At 71.0% G+C, this 19,620-nt stretch carries 19 protein-coding genes and 1 tRNA gene; 8 read left to right on the forward strand and 12 right to left on the reverse strand.

Annotation, left to right across the window (positions count from 1 at the left end):
- Position 1 precedes the first annotated feature (1 nt).
- A complete protein-coding gene (gene gatA / locus ACE3Q8_RS01565; RefSeq protein ID WP_374468244.1) occupies positions 2–1,474 on the forward strand; it encodes an Asp-tRNA(Asn)/Glu-tRNA(Gln) amidotransferase subunit GatA in 1,473 nt (490 codons plus the stop codon).
- Positions 1,475–1,604: 130 nt separating this feature from the next.
- Here the strand turns inward: gatA and ACE3Q8_RS01570 are convergent, their stop codons facing one another.
- Positions 1,605–1,919 carry a hypothetical protein gene (locus ACE3Q8_RS01570; protein WP_374468246.1) on the reverse strand — a complete coding sequence of 105 codons (315 nt, stop codon included), beginning with the start codon at positions 1,917–1,919 and terminating at the stop codon, positions 1,605–1,607.
- 131 nt (positions 1,920–2,050) lie between these two features.
- Between ACE3Q8_RS01570 and gatB the strand changes: the two genes are divergently transcribed.
- Positions 2,051–3,544: an Asp-tRNA(Asn)/Glu-tRNA(Gln) amidotransferase subunit GatB gene (gene gatB / locus ACE3Q8_RS01575; RefSeq protein WP_374468247.1), complete on the forward strand. Its 1,494-nt coding sequence runs from the start codon at positions 2,051–2,053 to the stop codon at positions 3,542–3,544.
- A gap of 33 nt (positions 3,545–3,577) precedes the next feature.
- Here the strand turns inward: gatB and ACE3Q8_RS01580 are convergent, their stop codons facing one another.
- Entirely contained in the window at positions 3,578–4,015 is a 438-nt protein-coding gene (locus ACE3Q8_RS01580; RefSeq protein WP_374468249.1) for an RcnB family protein, read from the reverse strand.
- 254 nt (positions 4,016–4,269) lie between these two features.
- On the opposite strand from ACE3Q8_RS01580, the gene ACE3Q8_RS01585 reads away from it, so the two are divergent.
- The gene (locus tag ACE3Q8_RS01585; RefSeq protein ID WP_374468251.1) at positions 4,270–4,998 is read left to right on the forward strand and encodes a glutathione S-transferase family protein; all 729 of its coding nucleotides are present in this window, start codon (positions 4,270–4,272) and stop codon (positions 4,996–4,998) included.
- 159 nt (positions 4,999–5,157) lie between these two features.
- Complete coding sequence (locus ACE3Q8_RS01590) at positions 5,158–5,430, forward strand: sel1 repeat family protein (RefSeq protein ID WP_374468253.1); 273 nt, start codon at positions 5,158–5,160, stop codon at positions 5,428–5,430.
- A gap of 10 nt (positions 5,431–5,440) precedes the next feature.
- On the opposite strand, the gene ACE3Q8_RS01595 is transcribed toward ACE3Q8_RS01590, so the two are convergent.
- Complete coding sequence (locus ACE3Q8_RS01595; RefSeq protein ID WP_374468255.1) at positions 5,441–5,647, reverse strand: hypothetical protein; 207 nt, start codon at positions 5,645–5,647, stop codon at positions 5,441–5,443.
- A gap of 287 nt (positions 5,648–5,934) precedes the next feature.
- Positions 5,935–6,024: transfer RNA gene (locus ACE3Q8_RS01600), tRNA-Ser, on the reverse strand.
- 220 nt (positions 6,025–6,244) lie between these two features.
- Between ACE3Q8_RS01600 and ACE3Q8_RS01605 the strand changes: the two genes are divergently transcribed.
- Both ACE3Q8_RS01605 and ACE3Q8_RS01610 read left to right on the forward strand, forming a co-directional pair.
- On the forward strand, positions 6,245–7,873 hold the full coding sequence (locus tag ACE3Q8_RS01605) for a glycosyltransferase family 4 protein (RefSeq protein WP_374468257.1): 1,629 nt from the start codon (positions 6,245–6,247) through the stop codon (positions 7,871–7,873).
- A 43-nt stretch (positions 7,874–7,916) separates the two neighbouring features.
- The gene (locus tag ACE3Q8_RS01610; protein WP_374468259.1) at positions 7,917–8,744 is read left to right on the forward strand and encodes an FkbM family methyltransferase; all 828 of its coding nucleotides are present in this window, start codon (positions 7,917–7,919) and stop codon (positions 8,742–8,744) included.
- 10 nt (positions 8,745–8,754) lie between these two features.
- Here the strand turns inward: ACE3Q8_RS01610 and kynU are convergent, their stop codons facing one another.
- Together kynU and ACE3Q8_RS01620 are read right to left on the reverse strand one after the other, a co-directional pair.
- Positions 8,755–9,981, reverse strand: a complete 1,227-nt coding sequence (kynU, locus tag ACE3Q8_RS01615) for a kynureninase (protein WP_374468261.1) — start codon at positions 9,979–9,981, stop codon at positions 8,755–8,757.
- A gap of 95 nt (positions 9,982–10,076) precedes the next feature.
- Entirely contained in the window at positions 10,077–11,195 is a 1,119-nt protein-coding gene (locus tag ACE3Q8_RS01620; protein ID WP_374468263.1) for a hypothetical protein, read from the reverse strand.
- 144 nt (positions 11,196–11,339) lie between these two features.
- On the opposite strand from ACE3Q8_RS01620, the gene ACE3Q8_RS01625 reads away from it, so the two are divergent.
- A complete protein-coding gene (locus ACE3Q8_RS01625; RefSeq protein ID WP_374468265.1) occupies positions 11,340–11,504 on the forward strand; it encodes a hypothetical protein in 165 nt (54 codons plus the stop codon).
- On the opposite strand, the gene ACE3Q8_RS01630 is transcribed toward ACE3Q8_RS01625, so the two are convergent.
- Positions 11,501–12,037: a sigma-70 family RNA polymerase sigma factor gene (locus ACE3Q8_RS01630; RefSeq protein ID WP_374468267.1), complete on the reverse strand. Its 537-nt coding sequence runs from the start codon at positions 12,035–12,037 to the stop codon at positions 11,501–11,503. The genes ACE3Q8_RS01625 and ACE3Q8_RS01630 overlap by 4 nt on opposite strands.
- A 230-nt stretch (positions 12,038–12,267) precedes the next feature.
- Between ACE3Q8_RS01630 and egtB the strand changes: the two genes are divergently transcribed.
- Positions 12,268–14,475: an ergothioneine biosynthesis protein EgtB gene (gene egtB, locus ACE3Q8_RS01635; RefSeq protein WP_374468269.1), complete on the forward strand. Its 2,208-nt coding sequence runs from the start codon at positions 12,268–12,270 to the stop codon at positions 14,473–14,475.
- Here the strand turns inward: egtB and ACE3Q8_RS01640 are convergent.
- The 5 genes from ACE3Q8_RS01640 to ACE3Q8_RS01660 form a co-directional block, all read right to left on the reverse strand.
- Positions 14,472–14,684 carry a general stress protein gene (locus ACE3Q8_RS01640; RefSeq protein WP_325458383.1) on the reverse strand — a complete coding sequence of 71 codons (213 nt, stop codon included), beginning with the start codon at positions 14,682–14,684 and terminating at the stop codon, positions 14,472–14,474. The two genes, egtB and ACE3Q8_RS01640, sit on opposite strands and share 4 nt — an antisense overlap.
- A 322-nt stretch (positions 14,685–15,006) precedes the next feature.
- On the reverse strand, positions 15,007–16,356 hold the full coding sequence (locus ACE3Q8_RS01645; RefSeq protein WP_374468271.1) for an ATP-binding protein: 1,350 nt from the start codon (positions 16,354–16,356) through the stop codon (positions 15,007–15,009).
- An 88-nt stretch (positions 16,357–16,444) separates the two neighbouring features.
- On the reverse strand, positions 16,445–17,191 hold the full coding sequence (locus ACE3Q8_RS01650; protein ID WP_374468273.1) for a response regulator: 747 nt from the start codon (positions 17,189–17,191) through the stop codon (positions 16,445–16,447).
- 40 nt (positions 17,192–17,231) lie between these two features.
- On the reverse strand, positions 17,232–17,912 hold the full coding sequence (locus ACE3Q8_RS01655; RefSeq protein WP_374468275.1) for an MBL fold metallo-hydrolase: 681 nt from the start codon (positions 17,910–17,912) through the stop codon (positions 17,232–17,234).
- An 85-nt stretch (positions 17,913–17,997) separates the two neighbouring features.
- On the reverse strand, positions 17,998–19,578 hold the full coding sequence (locus ACE3Q8_RS01660) for an amino acid permease (RefSeq protein WP_374468277.1): 1,581 nt from the start codon (positions 19,576–19,578) through the stop codon (positions 17,998–18,000).
- Positions 19,579–19,620: the final 42 nt, after the last annotated feature.

Consider the following 19,620-nt stretch of genomic DNA (forward strand, 5'->3'; position numbering starts at 1 on the left):
CATGTCCGACCTCACCTCGCTGACCCTCAAGGCCGCCCTCGACGGGATGGCCGCCAAGTCGTTCTCCGCCGTGGAGCTCGCCCAGGCCCATGTCGAGGCCGTGGAGGCCGCCAAGGCGCTGAACGCCTTCTCCGTGGCCACGCCGGAGAAGGCGCTGGAGATGGCCCGCGCCTCCGACCAGCGCCGCGCCCGCGGCGAGGCCGGCCGACTGGAAGGCGCGCCGCTCGGCATCAAGGACCTGTTCTGCACCGAGGGCGTGCAGAGCGCGGCGGCGTCCAAGATCCTCGCCAGCTTCCGGCCGACCTACGAGTCCACCGTCACCACCAACCTGTGGCGCGACGGCGCGGTCATGTTGGGCAAGCTCAACATGGACGAGTTCGCCATGGGCTCGTCCAACGAAACCTCGGCCTACGGTCCGGTGGTGAACCCCTGGCGGGCCCGGGGCGGCAACGCCCAGCTTACGCCGGGCGGCTCCTCGGGCGGCTCGGCCGCGGCGGTCGCCGCCGAGCTCTGCCTGGGCGCCACGGCCACCGACACCGGCGGCTCGATCCGCCAGCCCGCCGCCTTCACCGGCACCGTCGGCATCAAGCCGACCTACGGCCGATGCTCGCGCTGGGGGATCGTCGCCTTCGCCTCGTCGCTCGACCAGGCCGGCCCGATGGCGCGCACCGTCGAGGACGCGGCGATCCTGCTCTCCTCCATGTGCGGCCACGACCCGAAGGACTCCACCAGCCTGCCGGTGGAGACGCCCGACTTCGCCCAGTTCGTCGGCAAGCCGGTGAAGGGCCTGCGGGTCGGCATCCCGAAGGAGTACCGCGTCGACGGCATGCCGCCCGAGATCGAGAAGCTCTGGGAGCAGGGGATCGCCTGGCTGAAGGACGCCGGCTGCGAGATCGTCGAGGTCTCCCTGCCGCACACCAAGTACGCGCTGCCGGCCTACTACATCATCGCGCCGGCCGAGGCCTCGTCGAACCTCGCCCGCTACGACGGCATGCGCTACGGCCTGCGCGTCGAAGGCGGCAACCTGACCGACACCTACGAGAACACCCGCGCGGAGGGCTTCGGGGCGGAGGTGAAGCGCCGGATCCTGATCGGCACCTACGTCCTCTCGGCCGGCTACTACGACGCCTACTACCTGAAGGCGCTGAAGGTGCGCCGGCGCATCGCCGACGACTTCGACCAGGCGTTCGAGAAGGTGGACGCGCTGCTCACCCCCACCGCGCCCTCCGCGGCCTTCGCGCTCGGCGAGAAGTCGGACGACCCCGTGGCCATGTACCTGAACGACATCTTCACGGTGACGGTGAACCTGGCCGGCCTGCCGGGCATGAGCGTGCCGGCGGGTGTCGACGCCAACGGGCTGCCGCTGGGCCTGCAGCTCATCGGCCGCGCGCTGGACGAGGGCACCCTGTTCTCGCTTGGCGGCGCCATCGAGAAGGCCGCTGACTTCAAGGCCAAGCCCCAGAAGTGGTGGTGAGGTGACCTGAGGTCCTACCCGTCGGGGAGGTGGCTCGCCGCGACGCGGCGAGAGGGAGGGGGTCGGCCCAGGCCTGAGCGGACCCCCTCAGCCCTTTCGGGGCGGCTCCCCCGGTGGGGGAGCGATCCGATCAGAGCTTGTCGAACTCGGCCTGGATCTCCTTGAGCTTGGCGTCGTCGATGGCGCCCTGGCTCATGGGGGCGACCTGGGCCAGCGTCATGGTGCTGATCTGGTCGTAGTAGGCGGTGATCTCCGGCAGCGCCTTCTCGAGCGCGGCCTTGGCCTTCTCGTTCTTCACGATCTCGCCGATCGGGGTGCTTTCGACCGACAGCTTGCCGGCGGCCGGGGCCGCGGCGGCGGCGTGATTGGCGTGGTTGTGTTCCTGGGCCAGCGCCGGGCCGGCGATCAGGGCCGCGGCGACGGCGGCGAGCGCGATGGTCTTCATGTGGGTGTTCCTTCCCCCGGGGTGTTGGAGCGTCTAAGCGCGCCCAAGCTTGAGGCTATTTTGCGACGATTGCGCAAGTGGCCTTGTGAACGCGCTTCACCTGCGCGGCGACCGGCAGTAGGGAAGCGGCCATGAGCGAGAACACCAAGGTGATCCAAGGCCGCACCGGCCCCTGGGAAATCGTGCTGGGCCTGGAAGTCCACGCCCAGGTCGCGTCCAACGCCAAGCTCTTCTCGGGCGCGGCGGTGGGCTTCGGCGCGGGGCCGAACGAGCAGGTCAGCCTCGTGGACGCGGCCATGCCGGGCATGCTGCCGGTGATCAACCGCCACTGCGTCGAGCAGGCGGTGCGTACCGGCCTGGGCCTCAAGGCGCAGATCAACCTGAAGAGCCGCTTCGACCGGAAGAACTACTTCTACCCGGACCTGCCGCAAGGCTATCAGATCAGCCAGTTCAAGGACCCGATCGTCGGCGAGGGCGAGGTCATCGTCGAGCGCGACGACGGCTCCACCTTCACCGTGCGCATCGAGCGCCTGCACCTCGAGCAGGACGCCGGCAAGAGCCTGCACGACCAGGATCCGAACTTCACCTACGTGGACCTGAACCGCGCCGGCACGGCGCTGATGGAGATCGTCTCGCGTCCGGACATGCGCTCCTCGGAAGAGGCCGCGGCCTACGTCAAGAAGCTGCGCACCATCCTTGTCTACCTGGGCACCTGCGACGGGGACATGGAGAAGGGCAACCTGCGCGCCGACGTGAACGTCTCGGTCTGCCGCCCGGGCGACTACGAGAAGTTCCGCGCCTCCGGCGACTTCGGCCACCTCGGCACGCGCTGCGAGATCAAGAACGTCAACTCGTTCCGCTTCATCCAGCAGGCGATCGAGTACGAGGCGCGCCGCCAGATCGAGATCCTCGAGGACGGGGGAAAGGTCGACCAGGAGACCCGCCTGTTCGATACGGTGAAGGGTGAGACCCGGTCCATGCGCTCCAAGGAAGAGGCGCACGACTACCGCTACTTCCCCGATCCCGACCTGTTGCCGCTGGAACTGGACCCGGCCTGGATCAAGCGCATCGAGGCCGACCTGCCGGAGCTTCCAGACGCCAAGAAGGGGCGCTTCCAGTCGCAGTACGGCCTGTCCGCCTACGACGCGGGCGTGCTGATCTCAGACCAGGCCAAGGCCGACTTCTACGAAGCGGCGGCGAAGGGCCGAGACGCCAAGCTGGTGGCCAACTGGGTGACCAACGACCTGGCCGCCAAGCTCACGGCGGGCGGGCTGGAGATCGGGGACTCGCCCATCGCACCCGACGCCATCGCCGAGCTGGTCCAGCTCATCGAGGAGGGTGTGATCTCCTCCAAGATCGCCAAGGACGTGTTCGAGCGCATGTGGGCGGGCGAGGGCCGGGCCTCCGAGATCGTCGAGAAGCAGGGCCTGAAGCAGGTCTCGGACACCGGCGCGCTGGAGAAGATCATCGACGACCTGATCGCCGCCAACCCCGGCCAGGCGGCGGCCGTGAAGGACAAGCCCCAGGCCATCGGCTGGTTCGTCGGCCAGGTGATGAAGGCCACCCAGGGCAAGGCCAACCCGGGCACGGTGAACCAGCTCCTGAAGTCGAAGCTGGGCCTCTGACGGCGGAACCCTCCCCATGACGGGGAGGGGCCGCTAGCGGATCATGTCGAAGATCTGCCCGTCGGGACCGACGAGCGCGTAGGCGCCGTCCACCCGCATCCAGCGGAAGCCGCGCGGCGGCGGCCGCAGGCGGTGGCGGCCGTAGTCCTCGATGGCCGAGCCGCGCGCTTCCGGCGGCAGGTAGCCGCCGCGGCGCAGGCCGTAGGCCCTGGGCGGCGCATAGGCCCCCGGCGGCGGGCCGTAGTAGTTCCGTCCGTCGTCGCGCTCGTAGCGTCGCTCCGGCCCGCGGCCCCGGCCGGGGCCCGGCCCCCGATCGTCCGCGCCCCAGCGCCGACCGGGCGCGTCGTAGCCGCCCCGGCCGCGGTCGCCGCGCTGGGCCCAGCGGTCGCCGTCCAGCGCCAGGGCCGGCGCCGTGGCGAGCGGCCCCGCGACGGTCGCGGCGGCGAGGAATATGGCGAGCAGGCGCTTCATCGGTGCGGGTCGTGAACTCGAATCTTCCTTGTTCCGTCGCGACCTTGCCGCCAGACGCGTGAACTGTGGCTGAACGCGGCGGCAAGCGATTGAAAACGGCCGAGAACGCCCAGGCATGGTCAAGCCTCGCCGGGCGCCGGGGCGCGGTCAACAACGCACGGCGCGCGCCGGGGCTCCGCATCGCCGCTTGCCTCGGGCGCAGGCGGCGCCATCTATCGGCCAGGCTTCAATCCACGAGACAAAAGGACGCGCCCATGCCCCAGCCGATCGAGGTGCACTACTGGCCCACCCCCAATGGCCACAAGGTGACCATCGCGCTGGAGGAGATGGGGCTGCCCTACGAGATCGTGCCGGTGAACATCGGCCGGGGCGACCAGTTCAAGCCCGAGTTCCTGGCCATCAGCCCCAATAACCGCATGCCGGCCATCGTCGACCCGGAAGGGCCGGGCGGCGAGCCCATCTCGGTGTTCGAGTCGGGCGCCATCCTCCAGTACCTCGGCCGCAAGACCGGCCAGTTCTACCCGCAGGACGAGCGCGCCCGGGTAGCCGTCGACGAGTGGATCATGTGGCAGATGGCCGGCCTCGGCCCCATGAGCGGCCAGGCCAACCACTTCCGCAACTACGCCCCGAGCGTCACCTCCGACCAGCGGCACATCGCCTACGGCGCCATCCGCTATTCCAACGAGGTGCACCGGCTCTACGGCGTGCTCGAAAAGCGCCTGGACGGCCGTGACTATCTCGCTGGCGACTACTCCATCGCCGACATGATGTCCTGGCCCTGGATCACCGGCTGGAAGGCTTTCGGCGTGATCCTCGACGAGTTCCCGAACCTCAAGGCCTGGTACCAGCGTATCGAGCAGCGCGAGGCCGTCCAGCGCGCGCTGAAGCGCGCCGAGGAGATCCGCCGCGGCCCCGGGCTGAACGCCTCGGGCAAGGAGGCGGAAGACGCCCGCCGCATCCTGTTCGGCCAGCGGGCCCGCTGAGACTTTCACTCAGAAGAGCGGTCGAATGCTTGGCCGCTCTTCTGAACATGAAGGCCGGACAACGGCAGGCTTAACCATGTGTTCAGCCTAACGCGCGTTTCCTATGTCCCCATAAGGCCATGGACCCAGAATCGGGCGGCCAAGAAGGGATTTGGAATCATGCCTGCGAGCATGGAAATGGTGAGCGAAGGCCTGCCGCTTCCGACGCCGGACGCGAGCGGCGACGAGCTGTTCCGACTGGGGCTGCTGTATTCGACGGGTCAGGGCGGCGCGCCGCTCGACTACGTCTCGGCGCACATGCTGTTCAACCTGGCGGCCATGCGCGGCTCGGTCGAGGCCAAGGTCTACCGCAAGGAGCTCTCGGGCGAGATGGGCGCGGACGACATCGCCGAGGCCCAGCGCCAGGCGCGCGAGTGGTTGGCCCAGGGCTGAGCCGGGCCGCCTAGCGGCAGGCCGCCTGGTCTTCGCGGCGCTGTTCGCGGAAGAGGGTGCGGCCGTTCTCCTGCACCTCGACCGAGAGGTGTTCGCCCGACGCCACCAGCTCGCGCAGCGCGAGCTCCCGGGCGCGGTGTTCGTCGGCCGCGATGACGAACTGCAGTGTCGGCGCGGAATAGCGCCGGTCCTCGATGAACAGAGAAAAGGTGCGCATCGCCGTCCCCGTATTGGCGACTAGATGTTGTCACGCCCTGGCCCGGCCAACACTAACCCAGGTTGGGCTCACGCGTAAATTGTATAGTTCAGCTTGCTCGCCTGCGGATCCCCCGACGCCGCCAGGGGGCGACGCCGGGGGCCGACGGAACGGTCGCCAAAGAGGGACGGGAGGCGACCGTCTGATGATCCAACGACAGGCGCGCGGCGCTCCATCCGCGCTCGCGCAAAAAAAATCGCCGCCCGGCGAACGGGGCGGCGGCGGTCTTCCGGAGCTTCAGGGGAAGGTGGCGGTGACGGAGGGATTCGAACCCTCGATACCCTTTCGAGTATGACGATTTAGCAAACCGTTGCCTTCAGCCACTCGGCCACGTCACCAGTTGATTTTGGACGGGTTTTCTCCCGTTTCCCCGGTGTCTTGCGACCGCTGGCGCCGCCTTGGGGGCGGCTCCGGCGCGGGGAGGGCTCTCCATATCGAAAGTGGCGAGATTGGGCAACGCGTGGGTGAGGGTTTCTGGCGGAGCTGCCGGAGCCGCCGTTCTGGTCATGCCCGGCGACCCGCGATAAGGCCTTCGCGTCAGCCTCACACCGCCCTTGCATGGTCCGCGCCGCGCTCAGCTTCACGCCCGACACCTACCACGCCGGCCAGGCCGCCCTCGGCCGCCGCGTTGCCAATACCGCCTTCCTGCGCGCCGCCGTCGCCGGGCGCGGCGGGGGCGAGGTGGTCGGCTACGGCTACGAGGCGGGGCACGCCGGCGCGTTCGCCGAGGCCGTGCGGGCCATCGACCCCGCGGCGCCCGCCCGCTGGCTGCTGACCACCGACGCCGAGGAGCTGGCCGCGCAGGGGGCGGTCCACCGCATGGATCCCGCCATCCAGGCGGAGGTGGCGGCGCGGGCCTGGGTTGGCCTGGGGAGATACTCGATCACCGCGGTCGCCCACACCGTGTTCAACCGCCTGCCGGAGCTCGCGCTGCTGGCCCGCGAGCCGCTGATGCCGTGGGACGCGCTCGTCTGCACCTCGCACAGCCTGCGGGCCGCCGTCGCCGCCGTGCTCGAGGCCGAACTCGAGTACGCCCGCTGGCGCTACGGGACCGAGGCTGCTCCGTCGCTGCCGCAATTGCCGGTGATCCCGCTGGGCGTGCACTGCGAGGACCATTTGCGCCCCGACGCTGCCCGCGCGGCCGCCCGTTCGGCCCTGGCCGTAGGCGAGGACGAGGTGGCGGCGCTCTTCGTGGGCCGGCTCTCGCTGATGTCCAAGGCCCACCCGGGGCAGATGTACCAGGGCCTGGAGGTCGCGGCCGCGCGGACCGGGCGGCGGCTCGTCCTCATCGAGTGCGGCTGGCCCAAGACCGACAACGATCGCCTGGCGTTCGAGCGCGGCGGCGCGCTGCTCGCGCCCGGCGTACGGCGGCTGCGGGTGGACGGCAACGATCCCCTGTCCCGTGCGGACGCCTGGAACGCCGCCGATCTCTTCATCTCCCTCTCCGACAACATCCAGGAGACCTTCGGCCTCACGCCGCTGGAGGCCATGGCGGCGGGGCTGCCGGTGGTCGCGAGCGACTGGGACGGCTACCGCGACACGGTCCGCGACGGAGTGGACGGCTTCCTCATCCCCACCTGGGCGCCGGCCCCCGGCCTGGGCGCCCACCTGGCCTACGCCCACCAGGCGCGCACCATCACCGACGACACCCTGAGCTGGGGGGCGGCGGCGGCCACGTCCGTCGACCCCGAGCGACTGGTCCGCGCCCTCTCGGAGCTGGTCGTCAGCGAGGAACTGCGCCGGCGCATGGGCGCGGCGGGCCAGGCCCGGGCCCGCGCCGAGTTCGACTGGGCCCGCGTCTATGGGCGGTACGTGGAGCTCTGGGGCGAGCTCGACGCCCGCCGGCGGCGCGATGGCGCGGGCCTGCAGGCCGTCCGTCCCGGCGCGCAGTTGGACCCGTTCACCGCCTTCGCAGCCTATCCGACCCATGCCTTCGGCCCGCAGACCCGCGTGGCGCTGCGCCCGGGCGCGACGCTCGCCGCCTACCGCGCCCTGGCCGACCACCCGCTGTTCCCCAGCGGGGCGGCCGCCCAGGCCACGGCCGCGCCGCTCTGGGGGCTGCTGGAGGGCGGGGCCACGACCCTGGAGGCCGCGGCGGCCGCGCTCGGACGCCCGGTGCGCAGCGTCGCGCTCGCCGCCGGCGTGCTCGCCAAGATGGGCTTCCTGGCCTTCGAGCCGGACGCCTGAGCGCCGCATTGCCAGCACCCGGGCGCCTCGCTATCCGGGAGCCATGCTGGACTCCACCATCGCCTACGGGCTGACGTTCCTGGTGCCCGCCCTCGACCGGGCGATCGGCAACTCGTTGCGGTTCTATGGCGAATTCGCCAAGCCGGAGATCGACTTCCTGGTCGCCTGCGCCGGCGAGCGGGGGACCTTCATCGACGTCGGCGCGAACCTCGGGGCCATCGCCCTGCCGTTCGCCCAGCGCCGGCCGGAATGGCGGGTGATCGGGGTGGAGGCCCACCGCGGCATGGCCAGCCTGCTGGCGGCCAACGCCCTCAACAATCGGCTCTACAAGGTGGACGCCGTGCACGCGGCCGCCGGGGCAGAGCCCGGGCTCATCCAGTTCCCGGCCATCGATCTTTCGACCGACATGCGCTTCGGGCTGCTGAACGTCGACATGGAAGGGCCGAAGGAAGCCGTCCGCATGCTCACGCTCGACGAGATCGCGCCCCCCGACACCCGGCTGGTGAAGATCGACGTCGAGGGCTTCGAGCCGCAGGTGATCGCCGGCGCGCGCCGCCTGATCGAGAACCGCTCGGCCGTCTGGCTGGTGGAGGCGGTGGGCAGTCGGCCGGAAGCCCGCGCCGAGGTCAACGAGGTCTTCTTCAAGGCGGGCTACGACCTCTACTGGTTCTACGCGCCCTTCGCGACGCCGACGTCGCCCAAGGCCTATCCCGGCAACGTGGGCACCGGCGATGTCAACGTCGCCGCCTTCCCGAAAGGCCAGCAGCCGCCTTGGGACCTCACACCGGTCGGCGCATCGGACGAGAAGGCGCCCACCGGGATCAGCGGCTACCGCTACCTGCTGCCGTACGGCTACAAGCCCGACGCCTGAGCCACGAGGCTCAGGTCACCGCCGCCCGGGCGCGAAACTCGGGACGGTCCCAGGCGCCGGTCGCGAGGACCTCCTCGAGGATCGCCACCGCGTCCCACACCTCGGCGTGGCTGAGGTAGAGGGGCGAGAAGCCGAAGCGCATCAGGTCGGGGCTGCGATAGTCGCCGACCACGCCGCGCGCGATCAGCGCCTGAACGACGGCGTAGCCCTGCGGGTGGGCGAACGAGACGTGCAGGCCGCGCTCGCGCGCCGCCCGGGGCGTGGCGAGCTCGACGCCGAACCGCCCGCAGCGGCTGTCCGTCTCGGCGATGAACAGGTCGCACAGCGACTGGCCCTTGGCCTCGATGGCGGCAGGGTCGGCCTGGACCTGAAGGTCGATGCTGGCCTCCAGCGCCGCCAGGCCGAGCACGCCGGGCGTGCCGCAGAGCTGGGCGCGGATGTCCCCGGAAGGCCGGTAGCCGTGCTCGAAGGCGAAGGGCTCCGCATGGCCCATCCAGCCGGACAGGGGAGAGCGGATCGCGCCCAGGTGGCGCTCGGCCACGAACAGGAAGGCCGGCGCGCCGGGGCCGCCGTTCAGGTACTTGTAGCCGCAGCCCACCGCCAGGTCCGCGCCGCAGTCGTTCAGGTCCACGGCCACGGCGCCCGCGCTGTGGCTGAGGTCCCAGAGCACGAGCGCGCCCTTCGCGTGAGCCGCCGCGGTCAGGGCGGCCATGTCCCACCGCCGGGCGGTGCGGTAGTGGACGTGGGTCAGCACCAGCACCGCCACGTCCTCGTTCAGGGCGTCCAGCAGCCGGTCGGGATGGACGGCGCGAAGCTCCGCCCCGGCGGTGCGCGCCAGGCCCTCCAGCACATAGAGGTCGGTGGGGAAGTTGCCGGTCTCCGACAGGATCACCCGCCGGCCGGGCCGCAGGCCGAGCGCGCCGGCGGCCAGCTTGAAGAGGTTGACCGAGGTGGAGTCGGCCACGGCCACCTCGTGCGGCCGGGCGCCCAGCAGCCCCGCGATCTTGCCGCCGACCCGGAGCGGCGCGTCGATCCAGCCGTTGACGTTCCAGCTCGTGATCAGGTCCCGGCCCCACTGCCGCTCGGCGGCGTCGCGTAGGCCAGCCAGCGCGGTCTTCGGCGGCGGGCCCAGGGAGTTGCCGTCCAGGTAGATCATCCCCGGAGGGAGGTCGAAGGCGTCGCGGAAGCGGGCGAGGGGGTCCTGGGCGTCCAGCGCCCGGGCGTCGTCGCGGGTCATGAGCGGGTCTTACGGCGCAACGGCGCGCCGCGCCACCATGCGCAAAGGCCCCGGCGGTCGCCCGCCGGGGCCCCTGGTCAGCGCCGTGGACCGGCTCAGCTCTTGTCGGCGTCGCCGCCCGTGCGCTTGTCGTCGTTGTCGTGGTCGTTGTCGGTGTCGCGCCGGATGTCGCCGTCGGACGCCGCCTTCACCGCCGGGGCGACCTTCCCGAACTCGGAGCCGCCGCTGGCCGCGGTCGCCTGGCCGCCGCTGGCCTGGCCGCCGCTGGCCTGGCCGCTGCCGGTCTGGCCGCTGCCGGTCTGGCCGCCCGTGTGGCCGGTGGCCTGGCCGCCGGTCTGGGTCATGGCCGGACTGTTGGTCAGCGCCGACCGGCTCTCCAACCGGCCGGACGGCATGTCGCTGCCGCCGCCGAAGCCGCCGGCGAAGTTGTGCTGGCCATGCATGCCGGGCGCGATGTCCTGGCGGCCCATGCCGGTCGACATGTTCCGCTGCGAGCGCCACTCGTGGAAGTTCTTGCCGAAGGTGTCCCGCCGCTCGGCCCGGAACTTCCGGTACTCGTCGTCGTACTGCTCGTGCTGGTGGCGGCGCCATTCCTGGTAGTCGCGGTCGTGGCCACGGAGCTGTTCGTCGCGCCAGCGGGTGTAGTCGGCGTCGAACTCGTGCCCTTGCCGCGGATGGTAGGCGTAGTCGTGCGGCGCGCCGAACTCCTCGACGCCGCTCGCCCTCGGGTTCAGCTCGGTGTGGCCGTAGGGGCTGGAGCCCTCGGGGCGCCACTGCTCGCGCTCGTTGCGGCCCCCGAACTGGCCGCCCTGACCGCCCTGGCCGCGATTGCGGTTCCCACCGCCCTCCAGACCGTACTCCTGGCCGCCGTAGCCGCTGCCCTCGCCGCGGCCGTAGTCCCCGGACTGGCGGTCGTAGCCCGAACCGTAGTTGGTGCGGTCCTGGTCGAAGCGTGAGCCGTAGCGGTCGCGCCGCCAGGCGTCCTGCTCGCCCTCGCCACGGCCGCCGCGCCAGCCGCCGCCGTCGCCGCCGCCGCCGCGCCAGCCGTCGCCGGAGCGCGCCTGGTCCGAATTGAAGCGGCCCTCGTCGCCGAACGAGCGGCGCTCGTCGCCGCGGCCGCCATAGCGCCCGCCCATCTGGCGCTGGTCGTCGTCGCGCCGCCAGCGGTCGCGGCCCTGGCCGCCATAGCCTCGATAATCGTCCCGGTTGGCCATTGCTGACTCCTTCCTCGGCAATTGTTGCGGGCTGAACCCACGAGGCGGAGGCGCTGTTCCGGCCGCGCCGCAGCCTGACCCCGATTGTCGCAGGCGTCGCGGCGCCGCTTGCGGCGCGCGGGGCCATGTCCGACATGCCGCGCCATGACCCACCGGACCGCCAAGCGCCGCCAGCAGGCCGCAGCCCTCGACCAGGCGCTCGTGCGAATGTTCCGTGGGATCGAGGTCCGGGCGATCCCGGACCGCATCAAGTCTGTGGTCGACCAGCTCGACGAAGAAGCCCCCGAGCGGGTCCGCAGGCTGGGCTAGGCGCGGGCGGCGATCACGTCGTCCAGGGCCATCACGTCGGTGGCGTCCTCGGCGTCCATGATCTTCAGCAGGCGGGCGCGGGCCCGGTTCACCCGGCTCTTGATGGTGCCCAGGGCGCAGCCGCAGATCTCGGCCGCCTCTTCGTAGGAGAGGCCCGCCGCGCCCACCAGGATCAGCGCCTCGCGGTGCTCGTCCGGCAGTTGCTGCAGCGCCTGCTGCAGCGAGCGCATGGCCACGCTCCAGTCCTGGGTCGGGGCCGCCTTCAGGGTGGAGGCGTACTCGCCCGTCTCGTCGCGGACCTCACGCCGGCGGCGCAGCACGTTCGTGTAGTAGGTGTTCCGCAGGATCGTGAAGAGCCAGGCGCGCAGGTTGGTGCCCGGTTCGAACTTGTCGCGGTTGGTCCAGGCCTTGATCAGGGTGTCCTGCACGAGGTCGTCGGCGTCGGAGCCGTTGTGGCTCAGCGACCAGGCGAACGCCCGAAGCGCAGGGATCAATCCGACGACTTGGTCGCGCCAGTTGGTCGTCGCGTTCATGGGCGCCCTCTTGTCGGCCCAACCCGGGGCTCTTTTCACGATCTGCCGGTTTTGGCGCCGGATGAACGCAACCCCCCTCCATCTGTTCCGGCAGTCCACAGCCCGAAAACCATGCCGTTTCCGGAACTTCGTCGACAGGCCGACGTTGGGGCCGTGCAGGGGGCAAGCTCAACAATTGAGAAGGCCGCCGTCCGTCCCCATCTCCGGGAAACGACACAAGCGGAGGGCCCATGGCGCAGATCCCCGAAGAGGCCCGCCTCCGCGCGCCAGCCCCGGCCGCCGAGGCCGCCGCGCTTGCCCGCTACCGGGCCGTGCGCCACGCCACCGAGGCGCTCACCCGCAGCCTGACCCCCGAGGACCAGCTCGCCCAGTCCATGCCGGACGCGAGCCCCACCAAGTGGCATCTGGCGCACACCACCTGGTTCTTCGAGACCTTCCTGCTGGCCCCGCGGCTGGCCGGCTACAAGGTCTTCGACCCGCGCTTCCACTACCTGTTCAACTCCTACTACGAGGCCCTCGGGCCGCGGCAGCCGCGGCCGCAGCGCGGCCTGCTCACGCGGCCGTCGCTCGCCGACGTGATCGCCTACCGCGCCCATGTGGACGCCGGCATGGCCAGGCTGCTGGCCGACGGCGCCGAAGACTTCGCCGAGCTGCTGGACCTCGGCCTGGCCCACGAGGAGCAGCATCAGGAGCTGATCCTGATGGACATCCTGCACCTGTTCTCCAGCTCGCCGCTGAAGCCCGCCTACGCCCCGCCGCGCGCCGCGCCGGGCGCGGCCGCCGCCCCGCCCATGGCCTTCCTGGACTTCCAGGGCGGCCTGGTGGAGATCGGCCATGGCGGGCAGGGCTTCGCCTTCGACAACGAGGGTCCGCGCCACAAGGTCTGGCTGGAGCCCTTCCGCCTGGCCGATCGGCTGGTCACCAACGGCGAGTGGCTGGCCTTCATGGCCGACGGGGGCTACCGGCGGCCGGAGCTCTGGCTGTCCGAGGGGTGGGCGCGCGTTCAGGCCGAGGGCTGGGAGGCGCCGCTCTACTGGGAGCGGGACCAGGGCGGCTGGAAGGCCATGACCCTGCACGGCCTGCGGCCGGTGGACCCGCCCCAGCCGGTGAGCCACGTCAGCTTCTACGAGGCCGAGGCGTACGCCGCCTGGGCCGGCGCGCGCCTGCCCACCGAGGCCGAATGGGAGCACGCCGCCGGCGGCCTCGCGCTCGACGGCGCCCTGCCGGGCGTCGGCCGGCTCGAGCCCGCGCCCGCCGCGCCCGGCCACGGCCTGAAGCAGATGTTCGGCGACCTGTGGGAATGGACCCGCAGCGCCTACTCGCCCTATCCGGGCTTCCGGCCCGCCGGGGGCGCCGTGGGCGAGTACAACGGCAAGTTCATGGCCGGGCAGTTCGTGATGCGCGGCGGAGCCTGCGTGACGCCGGCCGGCCACGTGCGGCCGAGCTACCGCAACTTCTTCTATCCCCAGCAGCGCTGGATGTTCTCCGGCGTGCGCCTGGCCAAGGACGGCGTCTCCGGCGCCTCGACCTTCGAGGACGACGTGCTCGAGGGCCTCGCGCGGCCGCGCAAGTCCGTGCCCCCCAAGTATTTCTACGACGCCGAGGGCTCGCGGCTGTTCGAGGCGATCTGCGAACTCGCCGAATATTATCCGACCCGCACCGAGACGGCGCTGCTCGGCCGCATCGCGCCCGAGATCGCCGCCGCTATCCCGGACGGTGCGGCGCTGGTGGAGTTCGGGAGCGGGGCGAGCAGCAAGACCCGGCTGGTGCTCGACGCGGCGCCCCAGCTCGCGGTCTACGCCCCCGTGGACATCAGCCCCGAGGCGCTGGCCGCCGCCGCCCGGGCCATCGCCGCCGACTACCCCGGGCTGACGGTGGCGCCGCTGGTCGAGGACTTCACCCGCGCTCTGGAGCTGCCCCGTGCCGCGTCGGGGCGGCCGGTGGTGGGCTTCTTCCCGGGCTCCACCATCGGCAACTTCACGCCCGGCGAGGCCCAGGCGTTCCTGGCCGGCGCACGGCGGCTGCTGGGGGAGGGCGCCGCCTTCGTGGTCGGCATCGATCTCGTGAAGGACGCCGGGACCCTGGTCGCCGCCTACGACGATGGGCTGGGCGTCACCGCCGCCTTCAACCGCAACCTCCTGGCCCGCATGAACCGCGAGCTGGACGCCGACTTCGACCTCGACGCCTTCGCTCACCGGGCGGTGTGGAACGCCGACGAGAGCCGCATCGAGATGCACCTGGAAAGCACAAAGGCCCAGACCGTCCATGTGGCGGGCCGGGCCTTTGCTTTCTCCGCCGGCGAAACCCTGCACACCGAGAACTCCTACAAGTTCACCGTGGACGGGTTCGCCCGCCTGGCGGAACGGGCGGGCTGGCGGCTGGAGCGGGAATGGGTGAGCCCCGCCCCAGCCTTCGCCGTGGTCCTTCTCAGGGCCTAGCTTTCGCGGCCCCGGCTGCGGCCGCCGCCGCGGCTGGCTTCGCCGCCTTTGCGGCCGGCGGAGGCCGCGAGGTCGCGATCCTTGGCGAAGCTGCGCTTCTCGCCGGGGACCGAGGCGCCGCCCTTGCGGGCGATCTCGCGACGGCGTTCGGGGTTCATGGCGGCGAAGCCTCGGCGGGCTCGCGGCTTTCCAGTGTCAACGCTGGCCATCAGTACTGCTCTCCTCAATCGGGCGACGACAGGGGTAGGTCTGGCGAGGCGCCCCCGGGGACCGGCTTTTCATCCCGGTCCGCGGCGTTCCCGGGCGGCGTGCCGTTCGCACGCCCGGGCTCCGGCTGCGGTTCGTCTTCGTGTCGCTGGTCCAGCTCGGACATCGCGTCTCGCCTTGGGTTGCGGTCAGGCTAACCATTGAGGCGCAGCAGAGGTTGCGTTCGAAAATGACGGTTTTGCTGAGAACGTGAGGTCGCGTGCGCCGCCGCCCCTCAACGTGGGCGTGCCGCAGGACCTAACAAATGCGTGACTCCGCCGCCGCTCACAGCGGCAGGGTGACCCTGGCGGTGAGCCCGCCGCCGGCCCGGTTGCTCAGCGCCACGTCCCCGCCGTGGCCGCGGGCGATGGAGCGCACGACGGCGAGGCCCAGGCCGATCCCGCCGGTCTGGCGGCTGCGCGACGGCTCCCGGCGGTAGAAGGGCTCGAACACCCGCTCCTGCTCGGCGGACGGGATGCCGGGGCCGTCGTCGTCGATCTCGACCACGGCGTTGGCCCCGTCGCGCAGAATCCGCGCCCGGGCCCCCCCGCCGAACTTCACCGCGTTCTCCAGCAGGTTGGAGAACAGCCGCCGCAGCGCCATGGGGTCGCCGTGCAGCACCACCTTCTCGCCGAACTCCACCTCGGTGCGCGCACCGGTTTCGGCCATCTCGTCGCAGAGGCTTTCCAACAGGGAGGAGAGCTCCAGCGGGGTCCGCTCGCCGGGTCGGGTGGTGTCGCGCACGAAGGTCAGGGCCGCGGAGATCATCTCCTCCATCTGGTCGATGTCGGCGGCGATCTTCGCCTTCTGCTCGTCGTCGGGCAGGGTCTCGATGCGGAACCTCAGGCGGGTGAGGGGGGTGCGCAGGTCGTGGGCGATGGCGCCCACCATGGCCGTGCGGTCCTCCACGTAGCGGCGCAGCCGCTCCTGCATCTCGTTGAAGGCGCCGGCCGCCACCGCGATCTCGGCCGAGCCCTTCACCGCCAGCGGCGGCGCCTGCGGATCACGGCCCAGCCGCTCGGCGGCGTCGGCGAACAGGCGGATCGGGGCGGAGAGGCGCCGGGCGAAGACATAGGCCACGGGCGCCATGGCCATGGCCGAGAGGACGAACCACAGGGCGATCCGCTGCTGCCAGGGACTGAGCCCGAAGCCCTTCACAGGCCGCACCACCAGCCAGCGCCCGTCGGCCCGAGCGATCGCCACCTGGAACGGGTCCACCAGGAAGGCCTCGTCGCGGAGCCCGCCCTGGCGGGCGAGCCGGTCGCGCAGGATCCGGCCCACGCGGCGGTCGGAGAACGGCCCGCGGTCGCCGGCGATGATGATCCGCGTCACCGGGACGTGCAGCTCCTCGGATAGCTTGAGGCGGATCTCCGGCGCGGTGCGCCCCTCCATGGCCGGGCCGGGCGGCTCGTTCAGAGTGACGAGCTCCAGCGGCCGCCGCTCGGTGAAGGTCGGCGGATGGCCGCGGTAAGTGGCGACGATCTCGGACAGCCGGTAGAAGTCCGGCGTCGGCGGGGGCAGGTTGAAGATCAGGATCAGGCTGATCACCTGGGCCGCCACGAGCGTGAGGCCCGTCAGCGTCAGGAGCTGGCCGAACAGCGACGCCGTCGGCCTCGCTCCGCTGAACCGGCTCATCCTGCTTCGCGCCTCGCGGTGGTACCGCGGACGTTTTCGGCGTCCATCGTGCCAGGCCCTGCGAAACTCGCCTGCGCGCGAAGCAGGGTCATCCGCGCTTCACCTTGGGCGTGAACATGTAGCCCTCGTTGCGGATGGTGCGGATCAGGTCCTGGCCGCCGCCGCCGTCGTCGAGCTTCCGCCGGAGCCGGCTGATCTGCACGTCGATGGCGCGGTCGAAGGCGTCGGAATCCGGGCCGCGGGCGTATTCCAGGAGCTGGTCGCGGGTCAGCACCCGCTGCGGCCGCTCCACGAAGGCGCGCAGCAGGCTGAACTCGCCGGAGGACAGGTTCACCACCACGCCCTGCGGCGAGCGCAGTTCGCGGCGGACCAGGTCGAGCCGCCACCCGGCGAATTCGCAGCCCGCGCCGATCTCGGCGCCGGCGGTCCGCTGCTCGGCCCGGCGCAGCACGGCCCGCACCCGCGCCAGCAGTTCGCGGGGATTGCAGGGCTTCGCCAGATAGTCGTCGGCGCCGAGTTCGAGGCCGACGATCCGGTCGGTGTCCTCGCCCATCGCCGAGAGCATGATGATCGGCGGCGAGGTCTCGCCGGTGGTCAGGCGGCGGCAGATGGCAAGGCCGTCCTCGCCCGGCAGCATGACGTCGAGCACGATGAGATCCACGGGGCCGCGCTCCAGCGCCTGCTCCATCTCCCGCGCGTCGCCGGCGGTGTCGACCTTGTAGCCGTGGCGGCCCAGGAAGTCCGAGACGACGTCGCGGATGCCCGGGTCGTCGTCGACCATCAGGATGCGGGCGCCGGCCTGGCTCATGTCGTCGTGCGTCTCCATGACCGGCATTGTCGAAGCCGGCCGTAACAGTCGGATTTCGCCCCTGAAATCACGATTCCGCCAGGACGGCGTCGGCGACGAACGGATTGGTCCGCCGCTCCTGGCCGAAGGTGGACATCGGGCCGTGGCCCGGCACGAAGCGCACGTCGTCGCCGAGCGGCCACAGCTTGGTGGTGATCGCCCGGATCAGGTCGGCGTGGTTGCCCCTCGGGAAGTCTGTGCGTCCGATTGAGCCCTGGAACAGCACGTCGCCCACCTGCGCGAACTTGGTGGGTCGGTGGAAGAAGATCACATGCCCGGGCGTGTGGCCGGGGCAGTGGTAGACCTCGAACTCCGTCTCGCCCAGCGTCACCCGGTCGCCGTCTTCGAGCCAACGGTCGGGGGTGAAGCTGCGGGCGTCCGGCATGCCCCAGCGGGCGCCGGACTGTTCGATGTCGTCGATCCAGAAGGCGTCCTCGCGGTGCGGCCCCTCGATGGGGGCGCCGGTGGCCTCCTTCAGCGCCGCCGTGCCGCCCGCGTGGTCCAGGTGGCCGTGGGTGATCCAGATCTTCTCGAGGGTCAGCCCGTACTGGGCGAGCGCCTCCAGCAGCCGCGGGACCTCGCCGCCGGGATCGATCACCGCCGCCTTCTTGGTCTTGGAGCACCAGACGATGGTGCAGTTCTGCTGCAGGGGGGTGACCGGCGCGATGACGGCGCGGATCGGCGGCTCGGGGGCGGGCGTGGCGTTCATGCGCTCATATGATCGGCATTCGATCCGCAAAATAAAAGCCCGGGCGGTGAGGCCCGGGCTTTCAGGGTCCGTTCGGACGCGGCGCTTAGGCCTTGCCGTCCTCGATCCCGTGCAGGAGGGCCTGCTCGGGGCCGGTGCCGGCGTCCTGGTCGGCGTCGATCTGCGGCAGGCCGCGGCCCAGCCGCGAGTTGCGGTAGCCGTAGAAGATGTAGAGCGCCGCCCCGATGGCGAAGTAGCTGCCCAGCAGGATGGCCGGGATCGGGTCGCCGGAGGCCGCCTTGGCGAAGATGTCCAGCACAAGCGGCGCGATCATGACCAGCGCGAAGATGATGCCGAGCACCGGCGTCACCACGCCCAGCGGGGCGCGGAACGGCCGCTGCAGGTCGGGACGGTTCTTCCGCAGCCACAGCACGCTGATGCAGACGATGGCGAAGGCCGTCGCGGTGCCCAGGCTCACCAGGTCGCCGAGGATCTGGATCGGCAGCATGGAGGCGGCGAAGGCGATGATCAGGCCCAGAGCCACCGTCCCGATCCACGGCGTCCGGAACTTCGGATGCAGGACCGAGAAGAACCGCGGCAGGAGGCCGTCCTTGGCCATGGCGAAGAAGATGCGGGTCTGGCCGTAGGTCAGGATCAGCATCACCGAGGTGAGGCCGGCGACCGCGCCGATTTTGATCAGCAGCGAGAACCACTGCATGTTCATGGCGTCCACCGCCAGGGCGATGGGGGCGGCCACGCCCAGTTGCTTGTAGGGCACCACGCCGGTCAGCACGGCGGCCACCAGCATGTAGATGATGGTGCAGACGATCAGCGAGCCCAGCACGCCGATCGGGATGTCTCGCTGCGGGTTCTTGGCCTCGGCCGCGGCGGTGGAGACCGCCTCGAAGCCCACGTAGGCGAAGAAGATCACCGAGGCGGCGCGGAAGATGCCCGGCAGGCCGTAGGTGAAGCCGCCCTCGTTCGGCGGGATGAACGGCGTCCAGTTGTCGAGGTTGATGAAGGCGACGCCCATGCCGATGAACAGCAGCAGCACGCCCACCTTGATGAACACGATGACGTTGTTGACGGTCGCCGATTCCGAGATGCCGATCACCAGCAGGACGGTGATGGCCAGGATCCCGGCCGCCCCCAGCAGGTTGAAGCTTCCGCCGCTCTCGAAGGTGAACCCGCCCTGCGGAAGCTGGACGGCGCGCACGAACGAGGTGGTGAACTCCGGCGGGATGACGAGGCCGAAGTCCTTGAGCAGCGAGACCACGTTGCCCGACCAGCCGGCGGCCACCGTGGCGGCGGCGACGCCGTACTCGAGCACGAGCAGCCAGCCCATGATCCAGGCGACCACCTCGCCGAGCGTGGTGTAGGAATAGGTGTAGGCCGAGCCCGCCACCGGCATGGTGGAGGCCAGCTCCGCGTAGCACAGGCCCGCGAAGACGCAGGCGAAGAACGCGACGATGAAGGACAGGATCACGGCCGGGCCGGCGAAGTTCGCCGCCGCGTTGCCGGTCATCACATAGATGCCCGCGCCGATGATGCAGCCGATCCCGAGCAGGACCAAGTTCCAGGCGCCGAGGGTCCGCTTCAGACCGTGGCTCTGGGATTCGGCTTGGACCTGTTCGATCGATTTTCGGATGAAGAGCCGGTTCCCACTGGGTGCGGCGTCTACGCTCATTTGGTCGTTCCCCCTGGGCGCGGCCCAGAAAGGGTGGCCGGC

Source organism: Phenylobacterium sp. (genome assembly GCF_041913825.1).
Lineage (GTDB): Bacteria > Pseudomonadota > Alphaproteobacteria > Caulobacterales > Caulobacteraceae > Phenylobacterium.